We start from the raw sequence: 18977 nt of genomic DNA, 5'->3' as shown, positions 1-18977 counted from the left end.
GTTATTAGTTATTGGTTAATTAGTTATTGGTTAATTAGTTATTGGCTTAGATTTATTCTGTCTCGGCCGTCAGTTTTAGCGCGATAAAGCGCTGTGTCGGCGGCGCATAACAAGGCAGTTGGGGTTCTAAATTGGCCAGTGCGCTCACAGGCAATGCCTTGGCTGACGCTTATTCTTACTGAAGCATCAAGCCCCTGAGGGGTAAAAGATAATCGATTAATTTGCTGTTGAATTCTAGCTGCCGTTGCTTGAGCCGTGTGGGCATTGCAACCGGGCAATACTAGCGCAAACTCTTCACCGCCGTAGCGGGCTGCTAGGCAATGGCGCGATGGTAACGCAGATTGAATAACCTGTGCGATACGTCTTAAACACTCATCTCCTTGCACGTGGCCGTGGTCATCGTTAAACAGCTTAAAATAATCCACATCTATGATGACTAAGCTTAACGGCTGGCCGTGATTCACGCATTCATTCCAGCTGCGCTGTAACACTTCATCAAAAGCATGGCGGTTAGCAAGTTGGGTTAAGCAATCAGTGCGAGCTAGGCGGCGCAGCTCCTTGTATTCGGCCTTATGGCTGCTGAGGTTATGCATTACGCCCACAAACAAGGCATGGCTTTTATTCTCATCTACAGGCAAACAAGACAATGACAAGTCCACTTCTAGGGTTAAGCCATTAGTGGGTTTTAATAGCACTTCCTTTGGGCCATGGCTCAGCTCTGTCTCATCGGTTTTCCCCCAAGCATCGAATAGGTGCTGATACTCTTCAACAAAGTTTGTGCTTAAAAAATCGGTCAGCTTTTTGCCTACCAACTTGTCTTTAGGCATGCCAAATAGTTTGGCCGCCTCTGGATTGATCAATTGAATAAAACCCGTCTCGTCGGTAACAAACATGGCTTCGGCGAGATGATTAACTAACGCATGTAGGGCGATGATTTGTGGAGCTTGTGGCTTAGCAAATAAGCTGCTGGCATTGGCAGCCTTGGTGAGGTTTTTTGAGGTGACGTCAGTGGCTGTTAGTGCCTCGTTACTTGTTTTATTGACGGCTTTATTGCTTGTTTGAGGAGCGGTCTTTGTCAAAGCATCAGTCATGACATCGGTCACAGTATCGGCGAGCTCTTTACTAGAAGCTCCGCTCGCAAATTGCGTCGCCGCTTTAGTTGATGTTTGGTTTGGGCTGGCAGCTTGGGCGCCCAGATGAGGTTTCGCTTTAAATGCGTTGGCAAGATCCGTTGCCCGCTCTGTTGCTTGAGTCAGAGTCTGTTGAATATCAGAAAATGTGTGTGCCTGTGTCATGGGATCTTCCTTCGCCGTTAAATTGAGCACTATCGTCATTGTTCTTCAGTGCTTTATTTAATTGTTCTGAGCACTTGTTGAGGTTAACTCTATTCAATCGGCACACAAGTTACCTTCTGGTAATCTTCTGGTTTTATTCTGTTGTTTTTAATGGGTTTATTTTTAATTTATTTTTTGTTTTTATGTGAACAAGCTTAAGTGCGGAAGCTTGGCTTGGCAGGCGTTAGCAAGTCTTAGGATGTTCAATAGGGCGCAAAAACCCAAATAGCACCCAAATTAGCATCCAAAATGACACCCCAAAAAAACAAAGTAGAAAAAACCAAAGTAGAAAAAATTAGCGCGAGAATTAATCGAGGCTGAGATTGTTGAATATTAACTAATGGCGACGATGAAGTGACCTTGAGTTGCGGCAAAGTGCTCAGGTTGTCCAGAAGTTATCGCGACAATTTAAAGCAGCAGTTGAACTAGCGTAGTTGCCTTGACTCACAGAGAGCGTGCTTGTCTTTCCGTTCAATTGCGGCCCGTTATATTTCGAGAGCGTCAATATATGGCCACGAGGGGATGAAAAAAGTCAAAAAAATCCCCTAAGGCGCAGGCATTTAGGGGATGTTGAATTAGGTCTTATTTCTGTGAAATTGGTGGATTAAATTTCGGGTTGACAGATAACTTGTGGATCTTGACTCTGGTAGATGGCGCCATTGGCATCACAATCGCGGGCAGCAACGATGACTTTAAAGGCAATATCATCGTCTTTGCTCTTGTTTTTGTTTTCCGCTTTCAGGGTCAATATTGACTGAGTTTCGTTAGTTTCGATTTTAATCGATTGTAGACTGTTATCATCATCCTGATAGAACTTAGCGCCGACGAAGACCACATCTTCATTGGTGATGATGTACTTTACCTTACCTGATCCATCTAAAACGACTGGAGTAGATGGATTAAAAACAAATGTGGCTGGATCATTGGGATTGGTAGGTAATGTGACCGTCACTGTGACATATTCATTGGTTTTAATTAATGTTTTTGTGCTTAGCGCTTGAACTGTGCTCATAATGCTTCCTTTTGTTTAATTTGAGAGTTTATGTCGGTTGAGTTTTATCATAAACATTACATTTATAATGGTTTATATCTTAAATCTAATCAATAAAAAGAAATCCTTTACCACTTACTCCCATATCTTTGAGTAATAGCCTTTGTTTGGTGAATATATCTGTATTGCCAAGACATGAATTAGCTTGCATATAGGCTAGTAGAAGTCGAACCTCAGTGTTTTTTTCGATAGTAGGCATAAGGCTAACAAGAGTTGCTTGACATAGTTTGGCCGCCTCTTCTTGCCGGCCTTGCAGCCTAAAATGGTAAGCTCTTAATAATGTAAGTTCAATTTTTAATATTAAATAATTTCGGCTTTTATCATTGGAAATTGAATCCAATAATTTTTGAGTATGAGCGTTCACTTGGATTGCATCAGAGAGTTTATGAGCTACTTGCTGATATTTTATAATATCCATCAGGATACTAATGAATTTGAGTTTAAATGATGCACTTAATGATTCGGCATCAATAGTCTTGAGCCGCTGCAAAAAAACAGTATCGTTTTCTTTGATGAGAAAAGGGACTATTTGCGATCTTATACCTAAAATCAATCCCTTTGAATGGAGTAAATTGAATTTCCAACGCTCATTTTTTGGATCTTGTATGAGGGCTTTTTCTAATAAGTCGACAGATTGATTGACTTTAGAAAGCGCTTGGTTAAATTTACTCTGATAACGCAATAATTGAGCTTGCATTGTATAAATATGAGATAGACGGCTCATGAGATTTGCATCATCTTTCTTATGTGTGAGTAAAGTTTCAAGTTCCCGTTGGGAACCTTGATAGAGTGACAATGCTTTGTGTATTTGGCCCATAGACTCATTAGCCTGTGCTAACCAGGTTAGTGTATCGGCTCTGTCTGAACGTAAATTATTGTTTTTAGGTTCTTGAACTAGGGCGTTAGTTTTTAGTTGTAATGAACGTTCAAAGGCTTTTAAAGCTGCTTGATAATCTTGTCGTTTAAGCTCCAAACTGCCCAAGGAATTTAGTGCATAGGAGAGTTCTACCCAAGCATCGACATTATCAGGGTCGATTGCCATCAAGGCATCGCTGTAATCACGATAACTCTCCCAATGCATTTCAGCTTGTTGCCAGTCACTTTTATCGTAGGGGATTTGCCCGAGCCAAAAGGCGTTGGCGCCGAGGACTTTGAGCAAGCTGGGGTTGGTCTTATCCTCTGTGTAGAGCTTATCCAGCAGCAGTTTGGCAGCCTCAAAGGCTTTAATGGCTTCATCCAATTTGCCGCGGGAGTAGGCGACTTCGCCCATGGCTTCTAAGGTCTGGGCGTGTTGAAATCTGGCCTCGAAGCTGGCTTTGCTAGAAGTGAAACCAAGGGAGGCACTTAGCCAGTGTGGCAGCAGGCTGTTGGCATTGGACTTTGACTCTGGATTTACGTCGTCACTACTGAAATATTCTAAGGCCTTGTTACTGATGCCATCGAGTAAGTCCATGCGGCCAACGCTTCTGAGTTTGTCGGCAAAATCCCCCACCATAAAGCCCAGCAAGTTTTCCGCCTCTAGGCGTTTCTCTAAGGCTTGCTGCTCGGCGTCAAAGCTCTTAACGCTCATTAGCACAGAAGTGAAACTGAGTAAGCATAAGAGGCTGATGGTGACGCGCCGGGTCCAGCGCTTGATTTGCGCCCGCTTGATGGAGGCCTGAATAAAGCCTTGCTCTTGATTGTCTAAACTAAACAAGGGGTTGATGGAGAGTGCCACAGCTTCTTGCAAGGGTTTGCCTTCGGCGAGTAAATAAGCTTTGCCTTTGGCTTCATCGCGCCAGCGTTTGGCTAGGTGATGGATGCGGCTTTTAATGCTTAAGCTGTCTAAGTGACTGTCTATCCAGAGCCTAGCCTTGTCCCAGCGGCGCAATAGCGCCTCGTGGGCGACGCTAAAGCAAGGCTCACCATTTTGAAGATGAGACACGAATAGCCGACTTTCCACCATGGCCTTAACGAGGGCGACTTGGTGCTGGTTCTCGAGTTGTGACCAGCGGGCGGCGCGGCTGGTGATATTGCTCTCATCTAGGCTCAGGGTCACAAGCAGTGACAATACCTTGGCAAGGCTGGCATTTTCCGCTTGGCTTAACTGACTGGTGACTTCTTGGGCTTTTTTACCGATTGAGCCTTCTATGCCGCCAAGGGCGCGAAACACCTCGAGTTTAAGCTCGCCAGACTCGCTGCGCTGTAGATACAATTCTTGCAGTGTATATTGCAGCATGGGCAGGGCATCGGGGTTACTTGCCGCTTCAACGCAGAGCAACTCATCTAGGCCCATGGCGCTGGTATTATCCTGTTGCCAGCTTAAGCCCGCAGCACTGGCGGGTAGGCGGATCATTTGCAGTAATTCCGCCCGTGTGGGCGGGGCTAAATCGAAATGAGCGCCGCTTGACTTACCCGCCATTAGGCTAGGGTAATTGACTAAGCTCGGGTAGAAATCATTGCGACAAGCACTTAAGACTAAAATAGCGCCACTATTGGCTAAGGTTTCTAGCAGTGCAACAAAGGTCTCACGCTGGGGCTGGCTAAACTGCGGTGATGACAATAATACTTCGAGGCGATCGACAAATAGTGCTAGCAAGGGGGTGGCGTAGTTGGATTGTTTTGCTACTAAGCCTTCATTCTCAAGGGCGCCATCCTTTGATTGCTCTGAAGCTGAGTCTGCTGGCTCTTGGGTGTTATGGCTCTGTACGTTATGTGTCAGTGCGCTATGGCAAAGCGCAATGACCTGCTGGGGATCTTCTTCAAGCAGCGCGGCTAAGCGGTCGGCGGAAAAGCCCTCGAACACAGGGGTGTCATTGATGTCCCAGTCGAGCATGGCGCTGGCAAGATCTGTCATTAGCCTGTCTTTACTGACGTCGGCTAAATCCAGTGTGGTATTGCTGTAAACCCCTATACCATCATAACCATTGCGGCCCATCAGATTGGGCAACACGCCAGCGTTAACTAAGGAAGATTTACCGCTGCCACTTGGGCCCAATAACAGGCAAAAAGCGCGGCCAAACTTAACCTGCTGGGAGATACGCCCCAATAGGGTGCTAATTTGGGCGCTGCGGCCAAAAAATACCTGGGCATCTTTGGCTTGGTAGGGCCTAAGGCCCGGGAAGGGAGACTCACCTTGCCAACTGGCTATTTCTGCATGGGCTTGATGCCCTAGGGGGAATTCAACCTTTGCCAAGGTGCGGTAGCCGCGTTTACGGATAGTTTCAATATAAGTGGGGGCAGTGGCTTTATCGCCTAAGGCTTTACGTAGCTGAGTGATGGCTTTATGCACTGGGTTATCGCCCATGGGCATATCGCCCCAGCAGAGCTTAACGATGTCGTCGCTGCTTAAAACATCGCCGTCACTTTGGCAGAGTAATAACAGCACATCCATGGCTTTAGGCTCGAGCTGTTTGATCACCTCGCCGCAGCGCAGGCTGTTTGACTCAGGGTTGATTTGCCAATCGCCGAAAAAGAACATGCTGTCACTCATGTTGCACCACTTAAGTTATTTTTTGTTATTGTCATTTTTTACTGTGTTTGGCAGGGCCTTTTCTGACGATGTATACCTGCTAGCCGTTTGCAATGGCTAACTTCAGCGCACTGAATGCCGTGTTAAGGAGGGGGCTGCTGAATCGAGTATAAAAACTAGTCAAAAAAATGGCGTTACCGCGACACTCTATTATGCAGCCTTTGTTAAGTCAATGATTCCAATGTAAAGGAGGGGGTTGGCTAACGTTGGTATTTGTCGGGACATTGGCAAGTAGATAGATTAATCTCATCGCAGCGAGTTTGGTACTCCTGCTCAATATCCCTGCTAATACCCAAGTAAGGGGTAAAGCTTGCCTTGGCGCACCCAAACATCGGCATTGGCTAGGCTGCCATCGGCTTGCCAGGCGCGAAGTAGCGCCTGCAGTGGCACTTTTACCTCAGTAGCGTTCATGCCAATTTTGAGGGTGGGGGAATACAAGGCTTTGATTAATATAGCATCTAGCCCACTAAGTAGGGTTTGCGGGGTTTTGTCATTAAAAATTGAGGGGAAGACTTTTTCAGAGTCATTGGGCAGGCCTAAAATCTGGGTTAGCTCCTCCGCTATACAAGCGACTAACTTGCCATGCATTTGCGCTTGGTCCACAGGAATAATAATGTAGGCGCGGGTAATTTGATTGTCTTTAGTTTCTATATGGGCGATGCACACGGCGCCATGAAGGTGAGCGGCAGCAGCTTTGCCCATCAGTTGCTGTGCTTGTTGCTGCCACAGGTTTTGCCGAGTAAAGAGCAGCCTAACATTGGCTTCTTGCTGATTACTGGCCAAGCCAATATCGTGGCCGCTAAGTTGTTTAAGATGTTCTAAATGCATCGAGACGAGCTGAGTGTGCAGCGCTGCATTGCCCACGTGGTGCTCGAGCCCGACTTTGATGGGGTTAAGCCATTTTCTGAGCTGAAATTGCCCTGATTGATATTCATTTTTCAGGGCGACTTCCACAAAGGCTTGCTCAATAAAGTCAGGCTCTAGCCAGGGGCTTGCTTGGGTTGAGCTTGTTAATAGCCCGACACATAGCCCGAAACATGACCCCGCCAATAGCAAGGCTGGCAGTCTGTCAATTGTCACTCGCATTGGCTTAGGTTAGTTTTTTAATTTATAAATGACTTCAACGCTGTCGCTGACGGTCACTTCACCAAATTCATAGCCTGCTTGGCCGCTATCAAAGGCCATTTTCTCGCTGCGCTGCAACATAATGGGCTGCACGGAACGGCGGTCTAAATAACGCACTTGCCACAAGTCACCTAAGGATTGGTTGAATCCTTCGGCTAAGGAGCTTGCCTTAGCTTGGGCATCTTTGATTGCCGCTTGGCGGGCCTTGAGTAGGTATTCATCTTCCTTGCTGGATTTAAGGGCGATGTTGTTAACGCGATTAAGTCCTTCTGCTAGGGCCGTGTCTAAGATGTCGTTAAGCCGTGACAACTGCTCTAGAGTGACAGTGACTTGTCTGCTGGCTTGATATCCGATGAGCTTTGGCGCTTTATTTTGCTCATAAAGGTATTCGGGTTGTAGATGTAAATTGGCACTGGCGATGTGTTTTTTGTCTATACCAGCTTTGAGCAGCCTTTCTATAAACTCACTGACGGCTTTATCTGAGGCATCTTTGGCAGCCTTGGCGCTGTCTTTGGTGAGGCTCACTTCCACTTGAATTTCGGCCATGTCTGGCGCCATGGTGAGTTCGCTTACGCCTATGGTTTGGATATGGGCAAAGCTTAGATTGTCTGCCGCGGTGGGCGCGGCACCTAACAAGGCACTGCTTAGGGATAAGGCAGCTATGAATGCTGTTGAAGCTGAAATGCTGGTGGACATAATGAATTCTCGCTTGTTCGGCTAATTGAAAACGTGAGTTAAGCTGAGGCACTGGCTCAGCGAGGGTATTTAGTGGCTGTTGTGGCCTGATATAAACGCTTGTCATTGGCCCTCGTCTGTTGGACTTGGGTTTGCCAGATAAGTTCTGGCGCTACGATAAAGATGTTTTTAGTTTGTAACTGACTCATGATCAAAATTTAGTTTCTAAAAAACCTTTTTAACTCTTACATCATCTCATACGAAATACTTACATTAGTGTTCTTTCTTAAGCTTATGATTTTTGAGGGGCAAAGTCTTCGCTGTTTTTGTTTTGTTCTCTATCTGTGGTTAATTTATTTGTGTTTTCATTTGTTTAACAAATGCTTATGCCTCCCAAATGTGACTCAACCTTCTTTTTTTTATTATCAAACTCTGCAACAATTGTGGTTCAGGTTAATGGAAATTATCCAGAGTATTATAAAAATGGGGTTTGATATATGAAATATGTAATAAAAGTATCGGCGATGTGGCCATTGAATGTTCCGCCTCTTTTTAGCAGCTAGCAGTTTATTAAATTAATAATAAATATTTTTAATTTTTAGTTTGGCCTTTAAATGTAGGCTAACAAATTACTAATCGGAAGCAACAATAATGTTAAAAAAATCAACGATTGCGATCGCTATCATCACTATGTTTAGTGCGGGTTCAGTGAGTGCTGCAATACTAGATGGCGACAGTCAAGGTGACCACGTTAGCTTATATGGCGAAGTGGGTGTCGGTGGCCATTTTGGTACTAATGCAGATTACAACCATGATGAGTTTTGGGATACCAAAGGTTATGTCGATGACAGCTTAGCCAGTATGGGCGTAGAAGGTCAGCGTCAACAGTTCACTTATCGTCTGGAATTAGACTACCAGCGCCGTAACTGGCTTGGTGGTGACGGTGAGCTGGAGCTGGCTATCGACAAAATGTACGTAGGTTATCTCTTAACTGAACAGCAGTGGGTTGAGTTTGGTTTGACTGATACCGCATTTGACGATTATGACCATTTTGGTGACTTAACGTTCAACAAAGCGGTTGAAACCGGTGAAGCAGGTGACCAAGAGCAGACGGTTAAATACCAAGCTAAGTTTGAAAATTTGGTCTTCGGTACTTCATATTCTTATGACGGTGAACACGAAAGTGGCGCTCAACAAGGTGACATCATAAACGGCTATGTGGGTTGGATGTCTGATGTTGTCTCTGTGGTGGTTGGTGTAGAAACCCGCGGTGGTTCTAACGGTATCTCTAAGTATGGTGAGCAGAAGCAGGTTGGTGCAGGTTTACGCGTCAATGTGATGCCTGATCTGACGTTAGGTTTGAATGGTTTCTTAGAAGAGGAAGATTTAGCGACGCGTAAGAGCAGTGACGCAAAAACCTACTTAGATTATCAAACGTTCACCAACAAAGGCCTGACTTTTAGTGCCAAGTACGACTTAGGTGAGCACTGGGAAATCATCAGTTCTGTTAACCACGAAGAGTACGAAGGCTGGGATTTAATCGGCCCTAACTACGATTACACTAAGTTGGCGCCTAAGTATGGCAAAGAGCGCCGTTGGGCCAGTTTAGGTTTCAATTATCGTCCAGCCCGTGACATCGTGCTTTCTTTGGAAGGCCGAGTTGGCGAAGCTCCTGAAGCTGCTTATGCCTTCGCGCGTATGTACTTCTAGTCCGAATCAAATTCAACTTTTATAGAGTTTACTATGAAAAAAAGCATATTATCGCTGGCCATTGCCAGCACCATCAGCATGGGCGCTTACGCTGGCGTTCAAGACTTGCTGATAACCGAAATGACTCAAAGCTCAGATGCTAAAGTGGGAACGGTTGAGATCACTAACACAGGCGCAGATGCCTTTACCTTTACCGATGACGTTAAAGCTTACCAACGCTCAAGTGGTAAGTATGACAACGAGTTGCTCAACTTAGATGCCAAGCCCTTGTTGACCGGCAATACGCTTGCACCTGGTGCTTCTATGGTGCTGGTCAATAGCAGATCGACTGACGAGTTTCGTAATGCCATTACAACTCAAGGTGGCACCATTGTTGTGTCTACCTATGACAAAAGCAACCCATACAACAATCTGTTCATGACCAGTGATGATGGTTTTTTCCTGAAAAATGGTGATACCGTTATTGATCGTGTTGGCGCAGTGAATGAGACTAGCAAGTGGGCTTCCAACACCACTTTACGTCGTAAGCAAGCTGCTGCTGGCGGCAATCCCGCTCAATCAGGTACCTTTGATGCGACTCAATGGCAGAACATCTTACCAATGAGATTTGATGATTTAGGTAAAGCAGAGCTGCCTGCTGCAGATGCCGCTGACATCATGGATATCTTCACTTGTCCAACTGATAAGAGTGAAATCAAGTCTCCTAGCGAAGTACAAGGTACAGGCTTTACCTCGCCGCTGATTGCTGCTGGTGAAACTAAATCTGCAGAAAAAATTGCTGTAGAAGGTATCATTTCTGTTAAGGGCACGATTCCTAATGAAGGCTTCTACCTTCGCAATATCGTTTCAGACAATAACCCTGAAACGTCTGATGGCATCTTTGTTAGAACGGGTGCTGCTGGCGATCTAAAAGTAGGTCAAACTATTTGTATTGGCAGTAAAGTGGCAGAGTTTGAAGGTCAAACTGAATTGTCTGCAGATACAGCGTTTAGCTGGAATGTGACTGATACTAATATTCTAACGCAGCCTGTAGATGTTGAGGTTATTAGCGCTGATAACGGCTCTTTTGATAAGACCTTAGAGCGTTACGAAGGTATGTTGGTTAACTTGCCTACAGATCTTGATCCTCAGACTGAGGGCAACCAAGATATGCGTATTACTCGTGGCTTCAGCTACAACTATCTTTCAAGTAGCAAAGGTCATAACCGTAACAACATGGTGGCGGCTTATAAGCGTCCGAATTTACAGCCTAACCACTTACACGTTGCAGGAAGCCCTGAGTCTCAAGCGGCTTACGAGCAAAACAATGACTATCGCTTAGTGATTGAAAGTGCCACTAAGTCTAACGGCACCGAATTGCCGTATTACGCTGCTTTTAACAGTGATCCACATACTAACTATATTCGTATCGACGACAGCCTAGTTAATGCACAGGGTGTGATCAGTCAATACGAAACTGAGTTGATCCCTGGGACTGATAAATATGATCAGGACTACAGCCTGACTATTACCAATCAGTTAACTAGCGATAACTTTATCCATAATTTACCGCGTACCAGTACACCAGATCTTAAAGATACAGTGACAGGTGATGATTTTGCTATTCGCGTTGCCAGTCAAAACTTGTTTAACTTCTTTAACTCTCCTTTTGGCGGCGACAACAATAGCTTTGGTCAGAGCCGAGGCGCAGAGACTTTCGATGAATACATTAACCAGAGAACCAAGCTGGTAGAAATCATTCGTGCTCAGAATGCTGACGTAATGGCGCTGATGGAGATTGAAAACAATGGTTTTGGTGGTGAAAGTGCTATTGCTGAGATTGTGAACCAAGTCAATATCAAGTATGTGGATGAGCGCACCCAAGATTATAACGGTCCTACCTCTACAGAAAACCGTTATGTGTTCGTTGGTTTTGACAACAACGGTAATCAGATACTGGATAACTTAGACGCTGTTGGCTCTGACGCTATTTCTACAGGTATCATCTACCGCCCAAGCAAGATGAGCATTGAACGTGCTCGCGTTATCCCAATGCCGCAGCAGAAAGCGCCGACTATCGTCAACGACTTAGGTGAAGTGATCAAGGATCAGAACAACGAGATCCTAGAGGATGGTCAAAACTACCATCGCGATGCTCTGGTTGTAACATTTATCGTTAACCAAACCGGTAAGCGTTTGACACTCTCTGTAAATCACTTTAAGTCAAAAGGTTCTACTTGTTTTGAAGAATGGCAAGGCGTTGAGTTTGGCACTGCTAATACTTGGAACAACCGTGAAGCGCCAGATTTAGATTATCAAGGTTCTTGTGCTGAATTCCGTGTCGCCGGTGCCGTGCACTTAGGTGAAGAGATGAAAGACATCATTGGCGATAAAATCATTCTTGGTGATTTGAATGCTTATGGTAAGGAAGATCCGGTATTGGTTCTTACCGAGAACCCACGCAACAAAACGATCGTCACTGCTAGCCATACCTTCCTTGGTTCTAAGCCTCAGTTTAACAAAGATGGCTCTGCTGCAACCATTACTAAGACTTACGGCTACATTGATATCGTCGGTAAAAAGTTTGAGGAGAAGGGCAAGACACCTTGGAGTTACTCGTTTAGTGATGAAGTCGGTTCACTCGACCACATCTTAATTTCTCCTTCTCTTGAAGCTCGCGTGATCGATGCCACTGACTGGCATGTTAATGCGCCAGAAACAGCCTTGTATGACTACCAAAACAGCTTTAAAGGTAGTATTGACGGTACTGGCACGCATAAGTTCTACAAACCGAACGTTTATCGTGCATCAGATCATGATCCAGCATTAATTTCTCTTAGCTATAAGCCAGGCGATGCTGATGCTGGTGTGCCTTTAAGCTTGACTAAGCTCAATAAGCTAATCAAGGTTCCTTATCAAATCCCAAGCGCTAAGGACGCTGAAGGTAAACTTGTTAGTATTGCGAAGAAAGGTGATGTTGCCATTGTTAGCATGAGTCCAGTTGATGATGAAAAACGTCTTGACCTGACTCAAATGGTGCTGCCTAACGTGATATTGACTAAAGATGGCCAGACTTTGGTCAATTTTGAAGTCTTTGGTGCCCCATCTGCAGATTACAGCGTAACCGTTAGTCTGCAACGTGATGGTAAGGCTGTTGATGGATCTGAGCAGACTTTCTTAGCCAAGGTATCTAACCGTGATTCTTTGATTGCTGACATTGTAAAAGAAAATAGCGATGGTACTGGTGGTGACGGTGGTGCCGGTAGCGCTGGCTTCATCAGCTTATTATCCCTGTTCGGATTAGCAGCAATGCGCCGTCGTCTTCGCAAATAAGCCTTGTTCTCGAAAATGAAGCGCCTGCCTACGGGCAGCGCGCTTCCCATCAAAGAATTAAAAGAGATAACATTATGAAAATTAAAATGAGTGCAGTTGCCTCTGCAACTGCTATAGCTTTGTGCGCTTTTTCTACAGCGGCGAGTGCAAATTTAGTTATTACTGAGTACATTGAAGGCGATAAAACATTCAACGCTAAAGATGGGGCAAATAGCAATAATAAAGCTGTAGAGATTTCCAACCTAGGTGGCACTACCATTGATTTGAGTGCCAACGTTTATAAGTTAACCCTGTTTGGCAATGGCGCCGATGCTTCAAAACCAGGTACCACTGAGACTTTAACCGGTACTTTAGCACCCAATGCCAGTATCGTGTTCTTTAACGCTAGTGCCGAAGATGAGTACAAAGTAGTTGGTAATCCTTCGACCATAACTTATTACAACGGTGATGACGCGTTGGTATTAACCAAAGACGATGTGGTCATCGATCGCTTCGGTAAGCGCGGCGAACGTCCGGTTCCTGCCTGGACTGATCCAAACGATGTAGACTTCTCCACCTTAAACAAGGCTCTGCGTCGTAAGGCCAGTGTTACTGTAGGTGACACCAACGCCGAAGCAGCTTTTCCAGGTGCTGACAATCAGTGGGTTGTTGTAACTGCCGCTAAGCCTGAAGATTATGCAAAAGGTCTAGGCTGCCCAGGTGAAACAGCTTGTTCTGGCGATGTTACGCCTCCAGAGCCACCAAAGCCACCAGAGCCGGAAACAGGTCCTTGTTCTGGATGTGAGACGCTGACTCCAGTTGCCGATCCGGCGACGTTCAATGCTGACATCTATTACTCTGATGTACTCAGTGGCGATTTTGCCAATGCTGAAGAACTGAAAAATGCCCTGTCTGTTATCATTGCTAAAAATCACAAGCAACTGAGTTATAAGCAGGTTTGGAGTGCACTGACCTACGCTGACCAAGATCCTGCCAACGATAAGAATGTGATTGAGATCTACACTGGCCTTTCTATTTCTAAGTACGACAACCAGACTAGCGGAAGCGGTACAGGTAAGTGGAACCGTGAACACGTTTGGGCCAAGAGTCATGGCTTCCCAAATGAGTCTCAGTGGGGCTATACCGATGCCCATCACTTACGTCCTTCAGATGTAGGTATCAATACAGCACGCAGCAACAATGACTTTGGTGCGTGTAAGGATACCGGCGAAGAGGTGATGTTTAACGGTGTAGGTACGGGTAACTACCTGAATAAAGCTACGGATTGCTGGGAGCCTCGTGATGCTGTCAAAGGCGATGTCGCGCGTATGATCATGTATATGGATACTCGCTATCAAGGTACAGATACTGCGACAACTCAAATGCCTGATCTAATCGCAGTTGATCGTCTAACGACGACCGAGGAGGATGACGCTCCGCTGATTGGTACGCTTTGTACTATGTATGCGTGGAGTCAGTCAGACGCTGTTGATAGCTACGAGCAAAACCGTAATAACCAGGTATACAAATACCAAGGTAACCGTAACCCTTTTATTGACCGTCCTGAGTTAGTAAAAGAAGTGTATGGTGCAGTTTGTGGTGACGATCCAAACCCTGGTTTGGTAGTCGAAGGTGATATCATTACACCTGAGAGTGTTACTGAAGGCGCTGCATACACTCTAGACGCCTCTGCAATCAGTGCTGGCGAAGGCGTTACTCTTACTTACAAGTGGGAACAGATTGTTGGCGAAGAGAAAACGCTGGTTGGCGATATGGCAGTTTTGTCTTTGACTGCGCCGAAGGTTAAAGCCGATGAGACTTTGAACTTCACCTTAACCATCAGCGACGGTACTTTGGATACAATCAAAGCGGTTAGCCTGAGGGTGGTTAACGTGCCTTTCATGGTGGAAGTCGGTTTTGCGGGTAATACTAAACTTGCAGAAGAACAAAGCACGACTATCACAGCAACGGTTGCTGATGCGCCAGTAGGAACAACATATAGCTGGAAGCAAGTATCGGGCGCAACTGCTAAGTTTACTGCCACCGAGCTGAAACTTGATGTGACTGCACCTAAGGTCAGCATAGATCAATCGTTAGTTTTTGAGCTGACTGTTACCAATGCTGATAAAGAAAGCTTCAGTAAGTCTGTCAGTATCGCAGTGACAAAAACAGAAATAACTGATGGCTGGGTTAAGCCTGAGGGGGCTGGTAGCTTAGGCGGTCTTATGACTCTGCTGCTACCGCTGATCTGGTTGCGTCGTCGCCAAGGCTAATCATCAGATAAGCCTATAAAAAGCAGCATCGGGATAGCTCTGGGTGCTGCTTTTTTTATTGTACAGACCTTGCCTAAACCTAGCCATGTGTGATTTATTCTCACCATGAAAAATAGGCTATCAAAGGAAGTGACAAGGTTTATCAGAATAATATTGAAGGATTACTATGAATACTCCACTCAGCTCTTCTTACCTGCTTCTCACCGGTTCAGCTATAACGCTAGCGATAGCACTGAGCGGTTGTGGTAATAGTAAGATGGAAAAGGTGCCTAAGGTGACAGCATCTTACGCCTGTCAAACAGCAATTGATGGTTGTAAGCGCTTCACCTTGCTCCATACCAATGATCACCACGGCCGTTTTTGGCATGGTTCAGATGGTGCATATGGTATGGCTGCAAGAAAAACCATTCTGGATCAAATACGTAAAGAGGTGGCCGAACAAGGTGGAGAGACTTTACTTCTCTCAGGTGGCGACATCAATACTGGCGTTCCGGAATCTGATTTGCAAGACGCTGAGCCAGATTTTATCGGCATGAACCATCTTGGCTATGACGCCATGGCTGTGGGTAACCATGAGTTTGATAATCCATCGACTGTGATAGATAAGCAGAGAGCTTGGTCAAAATTCCCTTGGTTATCGGCCAACATCTACCGCCAGGTTGATGGTGAATGGCAGCGCTACTTTGAGCCCTACAAGCTATTCGAAATTCAAGGTTTGAAGTTAGCCGTAGTGGGCCTAACTACCGAGCAGACCGCTGAGATTGGTAATCCAGAATACGTTGCAGATTTCAAATTCACTCCGGCTCAAGCTGAGGCGAAAGAGATTTTGGCAGAGCTTGAACAGAAGCATCATCCAGATCTCGTATTTGGTCTTACCCACATGGGTCACTATGAAAATGGCAATCATGGCAGTAACGGTCCAGGTGATGTCGCCCTAGCCCGTAGCCTTGAGCCTGGCCAGATACAGGCCATCATTGGTGGTCACTCACAGTTGCCAGTTTGTATGGAAGAGGACACGGGTAAGTATGTAGCAGATTATGGTCGAGATGATCCCTGTAAACCGGATCGTCAAAATGGCACTTGGATCATGCAAGCCTATGAGTGGGGCAAATACGTTGGTCGCGCCGATTTTGAATACTATGGCGGCAAGTTACACTTGGCTAAATACGCTTTGGTGCCTGTGAATATCGAAACAAAATTTGGTACTTACTATCCAGTTCATATGCAGACCCCTAAGGATAAAGAAACCCTTGAGCTGCTTCGCCCTTATCAAGCGAAAGGGCAACTTAAGTTGAGGGAGGAAATAGGTGTTGCCAAGGCAGATTTTATTGGTGAACGTGACATTGTTCGTTACCAAGCGACACCGCTAGGGATTATGCTAGCCCATGCCCAGACTCAGCTTCCTGTGCAAGCAGATTTCGGCATTATGAACTCTGGCGGTATTCGTACCACAATTAAGAAAGGAGCGATCCGTTACCGTGATGTGCTTGAGGTTCTGCCTTTTTCCAACAGTGTGAGTGTGATGGAGATGAAGGGTGCAGAGCTTAAAAAGTATTTGTCTAAGGTTGCGCTTATGACTCGAGGCTCTGGCGCCTTTGCTCATTTCAGCGGCATCAAGATGACCGTTGACTGTAAAGCTAAAGATGTGGATATTAGCGCTGTCGGTAACAAGCCCTTCAAACTAGAGGAACACTACCGATTTACCCTCCCTAGCTATAACGCCGCGGGCGGTAACAATTATCCCAAGTTGAAAGAAAAGGCGCGAGACACAGGCTTTATTGATGCTGATATGCTTTATCAATTCATCAAAAAGCATGACACGCTTGATCCTGCTGACTATGACACCGCGAAAGATGTTAGCTATATCAATGCTAGCAGTTCATATGGTTGCGACAGTTAACTTTATTATCTAATAGGGTTAATCAACAGTCTCTTAGCAGGCTAAACAGCGCCAACCTTTCGGTTTGGCGCTGTTTTTTTAGGTATGCGCGAGCCTTTCGCAGCGCAGTAATATAATGAACTCTCGCTTGTTCGGCTAATTAAATAAGTGAGTTGGCACTGTTCCATCGGTATCGGTTGTGGTCGTCGGTGCTTGATATTGACGTCTACCATTGACCCAGGTCTGTTGAACTTGGGTTTGCCAGATAAGTTCTGGCGCTGAAGTAAAGATGTTTTTATCAGTCAAAATAAAATCAGCTTTCATCCCTGGCGCTAATGAACCTATGCTCTGCTCTTGATGGGCTGCAAAGGCAGCACTATAAGTAAAGCTTTCAAGAGCTTGAGTGATGCTCATGCGCTCTATGTTGTACCAGCCATCTGTTGGCTGATTGTGTTGATCTTGCCTTGTGACTGAGGCATGTAAGCCATAAAAAGGATTGGCTGATTCTATGGGGAAATCTGAACCTGCGGCGATGACTGCGCCACTTTGTATCAGTTTTTGCCAAGCATAGGCGCCCTTGATGCGTTGTGGGCCTAATCTGTCTTCGGCCATATTTTTATCGCTGGTAGCGTGAGTTGCCTGCATAGAGGCGATAACCCCTAGAGCTGCGAAGCGTGGAATGTCGGCAAGTTGTAGCACCTGAGCGTGTTCAATCCTGTGCCTTAAGGCCTTGGTATCGGTTTTTTTTATGAGCCTCTGGTAGTTATCCAATACTTGTTTATTTGCCTCATCACCAATGGCGTGAGTATTGACTTGAAATCCCGCAGCCATTGCCGCTTCTATGGTTTGGCTGAGTTTAGCTTCAGGGTAAAGCAGCAAGCCTTTGTGGCCTGCTTTGTCACTGTAGTCGCTGATGAGCGCCGCGCCTCTGCTGCCTAGGGCACCGTCGGATGAAATTTTAACGCTATTGATGGCCAGCATGTCGCTGTGGCCTAAGTCGCTCAAGGTGGGCCCTGCCTTAATCAGGTCGCGGTAGTGCTCATCTGTAGCATCTATCATGGCATACACACGAATAGGTAAGCGCTTGGCTTGATCCAGCTGTTTGTAAGCCTTAATTGTGGTGCTGCTAATACCGGCGTCATGGACGCTGGTGAGCCCAAGCTTGGCAAGTTGTTGTAATGAGGTCAGTAACACGGCTTTTTGCTCATTTAAGCTCAGCGGTGGAATGTTAGATGAAATCAATCCCATGGCGTTGTCGATAAACACCCCTGTGGGTTGCCCTTGAGCGTCACGGATTATTTCACCACCAGTGGGGGCCTGAGTCTTGCTGTCAATTTTTGCAAGCTTCATGGCGGCGCTATTGGCCCAGCCGGCATGGCCGTCAATGCGTACTAGCCAAACAGGAGTGGTGGGGAAGGCAATATCTAAGGCATTTTTGCTGGGAAAGGCGTTACTTGGCCACAATACTTGATTCCATCCTCTGCCCTGAATCCAAGTTAATTGCGGATGAGCTTTTCTGAAGGCTTGCACTTTAGTGATGGCATCTTGTTCGCTTTGACTGTCCCTAAGCTGGGCTTGTAATAAGCTCAAACCATAGCCCAATACGTGGCCATGAGCATCAATAAGTCCAGGTAATAAGCTGAGCCCTTTGCCATCAATATGTTTGATTTCACTATTGTCGATACGGCTGCTGTGGCTGAAATCATCTTGGTGATGGTGTTCATACAATAAATGATCAAAAGAGTTAGGGGCTGCGGGGAAGTCATGGCCGTAGAGGGCATCTATTTTATCATTGGTGAACAAGATGGCGTTAAAGCGGCTTAATTTTCCCGCGGTGACACTGTAGCCTTCAATATTGCTGATAAGTGAAGTGTGAGCCATCAAGGAAGGACTTAGTAATACTGCTAATGCAGTAATTAGGCTTATTAATGGTCGATGCAGGTAGTTAGCTGGCCAAGCAAGTTTTGAAAAGCGGCGAAACTCTGGTGTTGTTGGGCGCATCAGCGCGACCAATGATAAATGAGCCTGATTAATTTCCATCTGATATTCCTTATCCGCAGTATGACTCTTATTTCCTAAGAGTATGTGAGTGACTGATTTTAGCAACAATTTTTTATTGTCAGCGACT

11 protein-coding genes are annotated in these 18977 nt (G+C 45.7%); 4 read left to right on the top strand and 7 right to left on the bottom strand.

Features of this window, described 5'->3' with window-relative positions:
• Nucleotides 1–38: 38 nt before the first annotated feature.
• The 6 genes from H5073_RS14430 to H5073_RS18395 form a co-directional block, all read right to left on the bottom strand.
• A complete protein-coding gene (locus H5073_RS14430; RefSeq protein WP_259394907.1) occupies nt 39–1295 on the bottom strand; it encodes a sensor domain-containing diguanylate cyclase in 1257 nt (418 codons plus the stop codon).
• Nucleotides 1296–1938: 643 nt separating this feature from the next.
• A complete protein-coding gene (locus H5073_RS14425; RefSeq protein WP_182680264.1) occupies nt 1939–2346 on the bottom strand; it encodes a DP-EP family protein in 408 nt (135 codons plus the stop codon).
• A gap of 85 nt (nt 2347–2431) precedes the next feature.
• Nucleotides 2432–5857: a winged helix-turn-helix domain-containing protein gene (locus tag H5073_RS14420; protein WP_182680263.1), complete on the bottom strand. Its 3426-nt coding sequence runs from the start codon at nt 5855–5857 to the stop codon at nt 2432–2434.
• A gap of 324 nt (nt 5858–6181) precedes the next feature.
• Nucleotides 6182–6982 (bottom strand): DUF2927 domain-containing protein, encoded by an 801-nt coding sequence (locus H5073_RS14415; protein WP_182680262.1) that lies wholly within the window; start codon nt 6980–6982, stop codon nt 6182–6184.
• 9 nt (nt 6983–6991) lie between these two features.
• Complete coding sequence (locus tag H5073_RS14410) at nt 6992–7717, bottom strand: oxidative stress defense protein (protein ID WP_182680261.1); 726 nt, start codon at nt 7715–7717, stop codon at nt 6992–6994.
• A gap of 56 nt (nt 7718–7773) precedes the next feature.
• Nucleotides 7774–7905, bottom strand: a complete 132-nt coding sequence (locus H5073_RS18395) for a hypothetical protein (protein ID WP_259394906.1) — start codon at nt 7903–7905, stop codon at nt 7774–7776.
• Nucleotides 7906–8347: 442 nt separating this feature from the next.
• On the opposite strand from H5073_RS18395, the gene H5073_RS14405 reads away from it, so the two are divergent.
• From H5073_RS14405 to ushA, 4 genes are all read left to right on the top strand, one after another.
• The gene (locus tag H5073_RS14405) at nt 8348–9406 is read left to right on the top strand and encodes a porin (RefSeq protein WP_182680260.1); all 1059 of its coding nucleotides are present in this window, start codon (nt 8348–8350) and stop codon (nt 9404–9406) included.
• 33 nt (nt 9407–9439) lie between these two features.
• Nucleotides 9440–12718 carry an ExeM/NucH family extracellular endonuclease gene (locus tag H5073_RS14400; RefSeq protein WP_182680259.1) on the top strand — a complete coding sequence of 1093 codons (3279 nt, stop codon included), beginning with the start codon at nt 9440–9442 and terminating at the stop codon, nt 12716–12718.
• 74 nt (nt 12719–12792) lie between these two features.
• Nucleotides 12793–14970: an endonuclease gene (locus H5073_RS14395; protein WP_182680258.1), complete on the top strand. Its 2178-nt coding sequence runs from the start codon at nt 12793–12795 to the stop codon at nt 14968–14970.
• A gap of 166 nt (nt 14971–15136) precedes the next feature.
• A complete protein-coding gene (gene ushA / locus H5073_RS14390; protein WP_182680257.1) occupies nt 15137–16870 on the top strand; it encodes a bifunctional UDP-sugar hydrolase/5'-nucleotidase UshA in 1734 nt (577 codons plus the stop codon).
• Nucleotides 16871–17005: 135 nt separating this feature from the next.
• Here the strand turns inward: ushA and H5073_RS14385 are convergent, their stop codons facing one another.
• Nucleotides 17006–18730, bottom strand: coding sequence for an amidohydrolase (locus H5073_RS14385; RefSeq protein ID WP_259394908.1), 1725 nt, complete (start codon nt 18728–18730; stop codon nt 17006–17008).
• Nucleotides 18731–18977: the final 247 nt, after the last annotated feature.

It is taken from the genome of Shewanella sp. SR44-3, from assembly GCF_014163735.1.
Taxonomy (GTDB): Bacteria; Pseudomonadota; Gammaproteobacteria; order Enterobacterales; family Shewanellaceae; genus Shewanella.
This window is presented reverse-complemented; position numbering and strand designations above follow the sequence as displayed.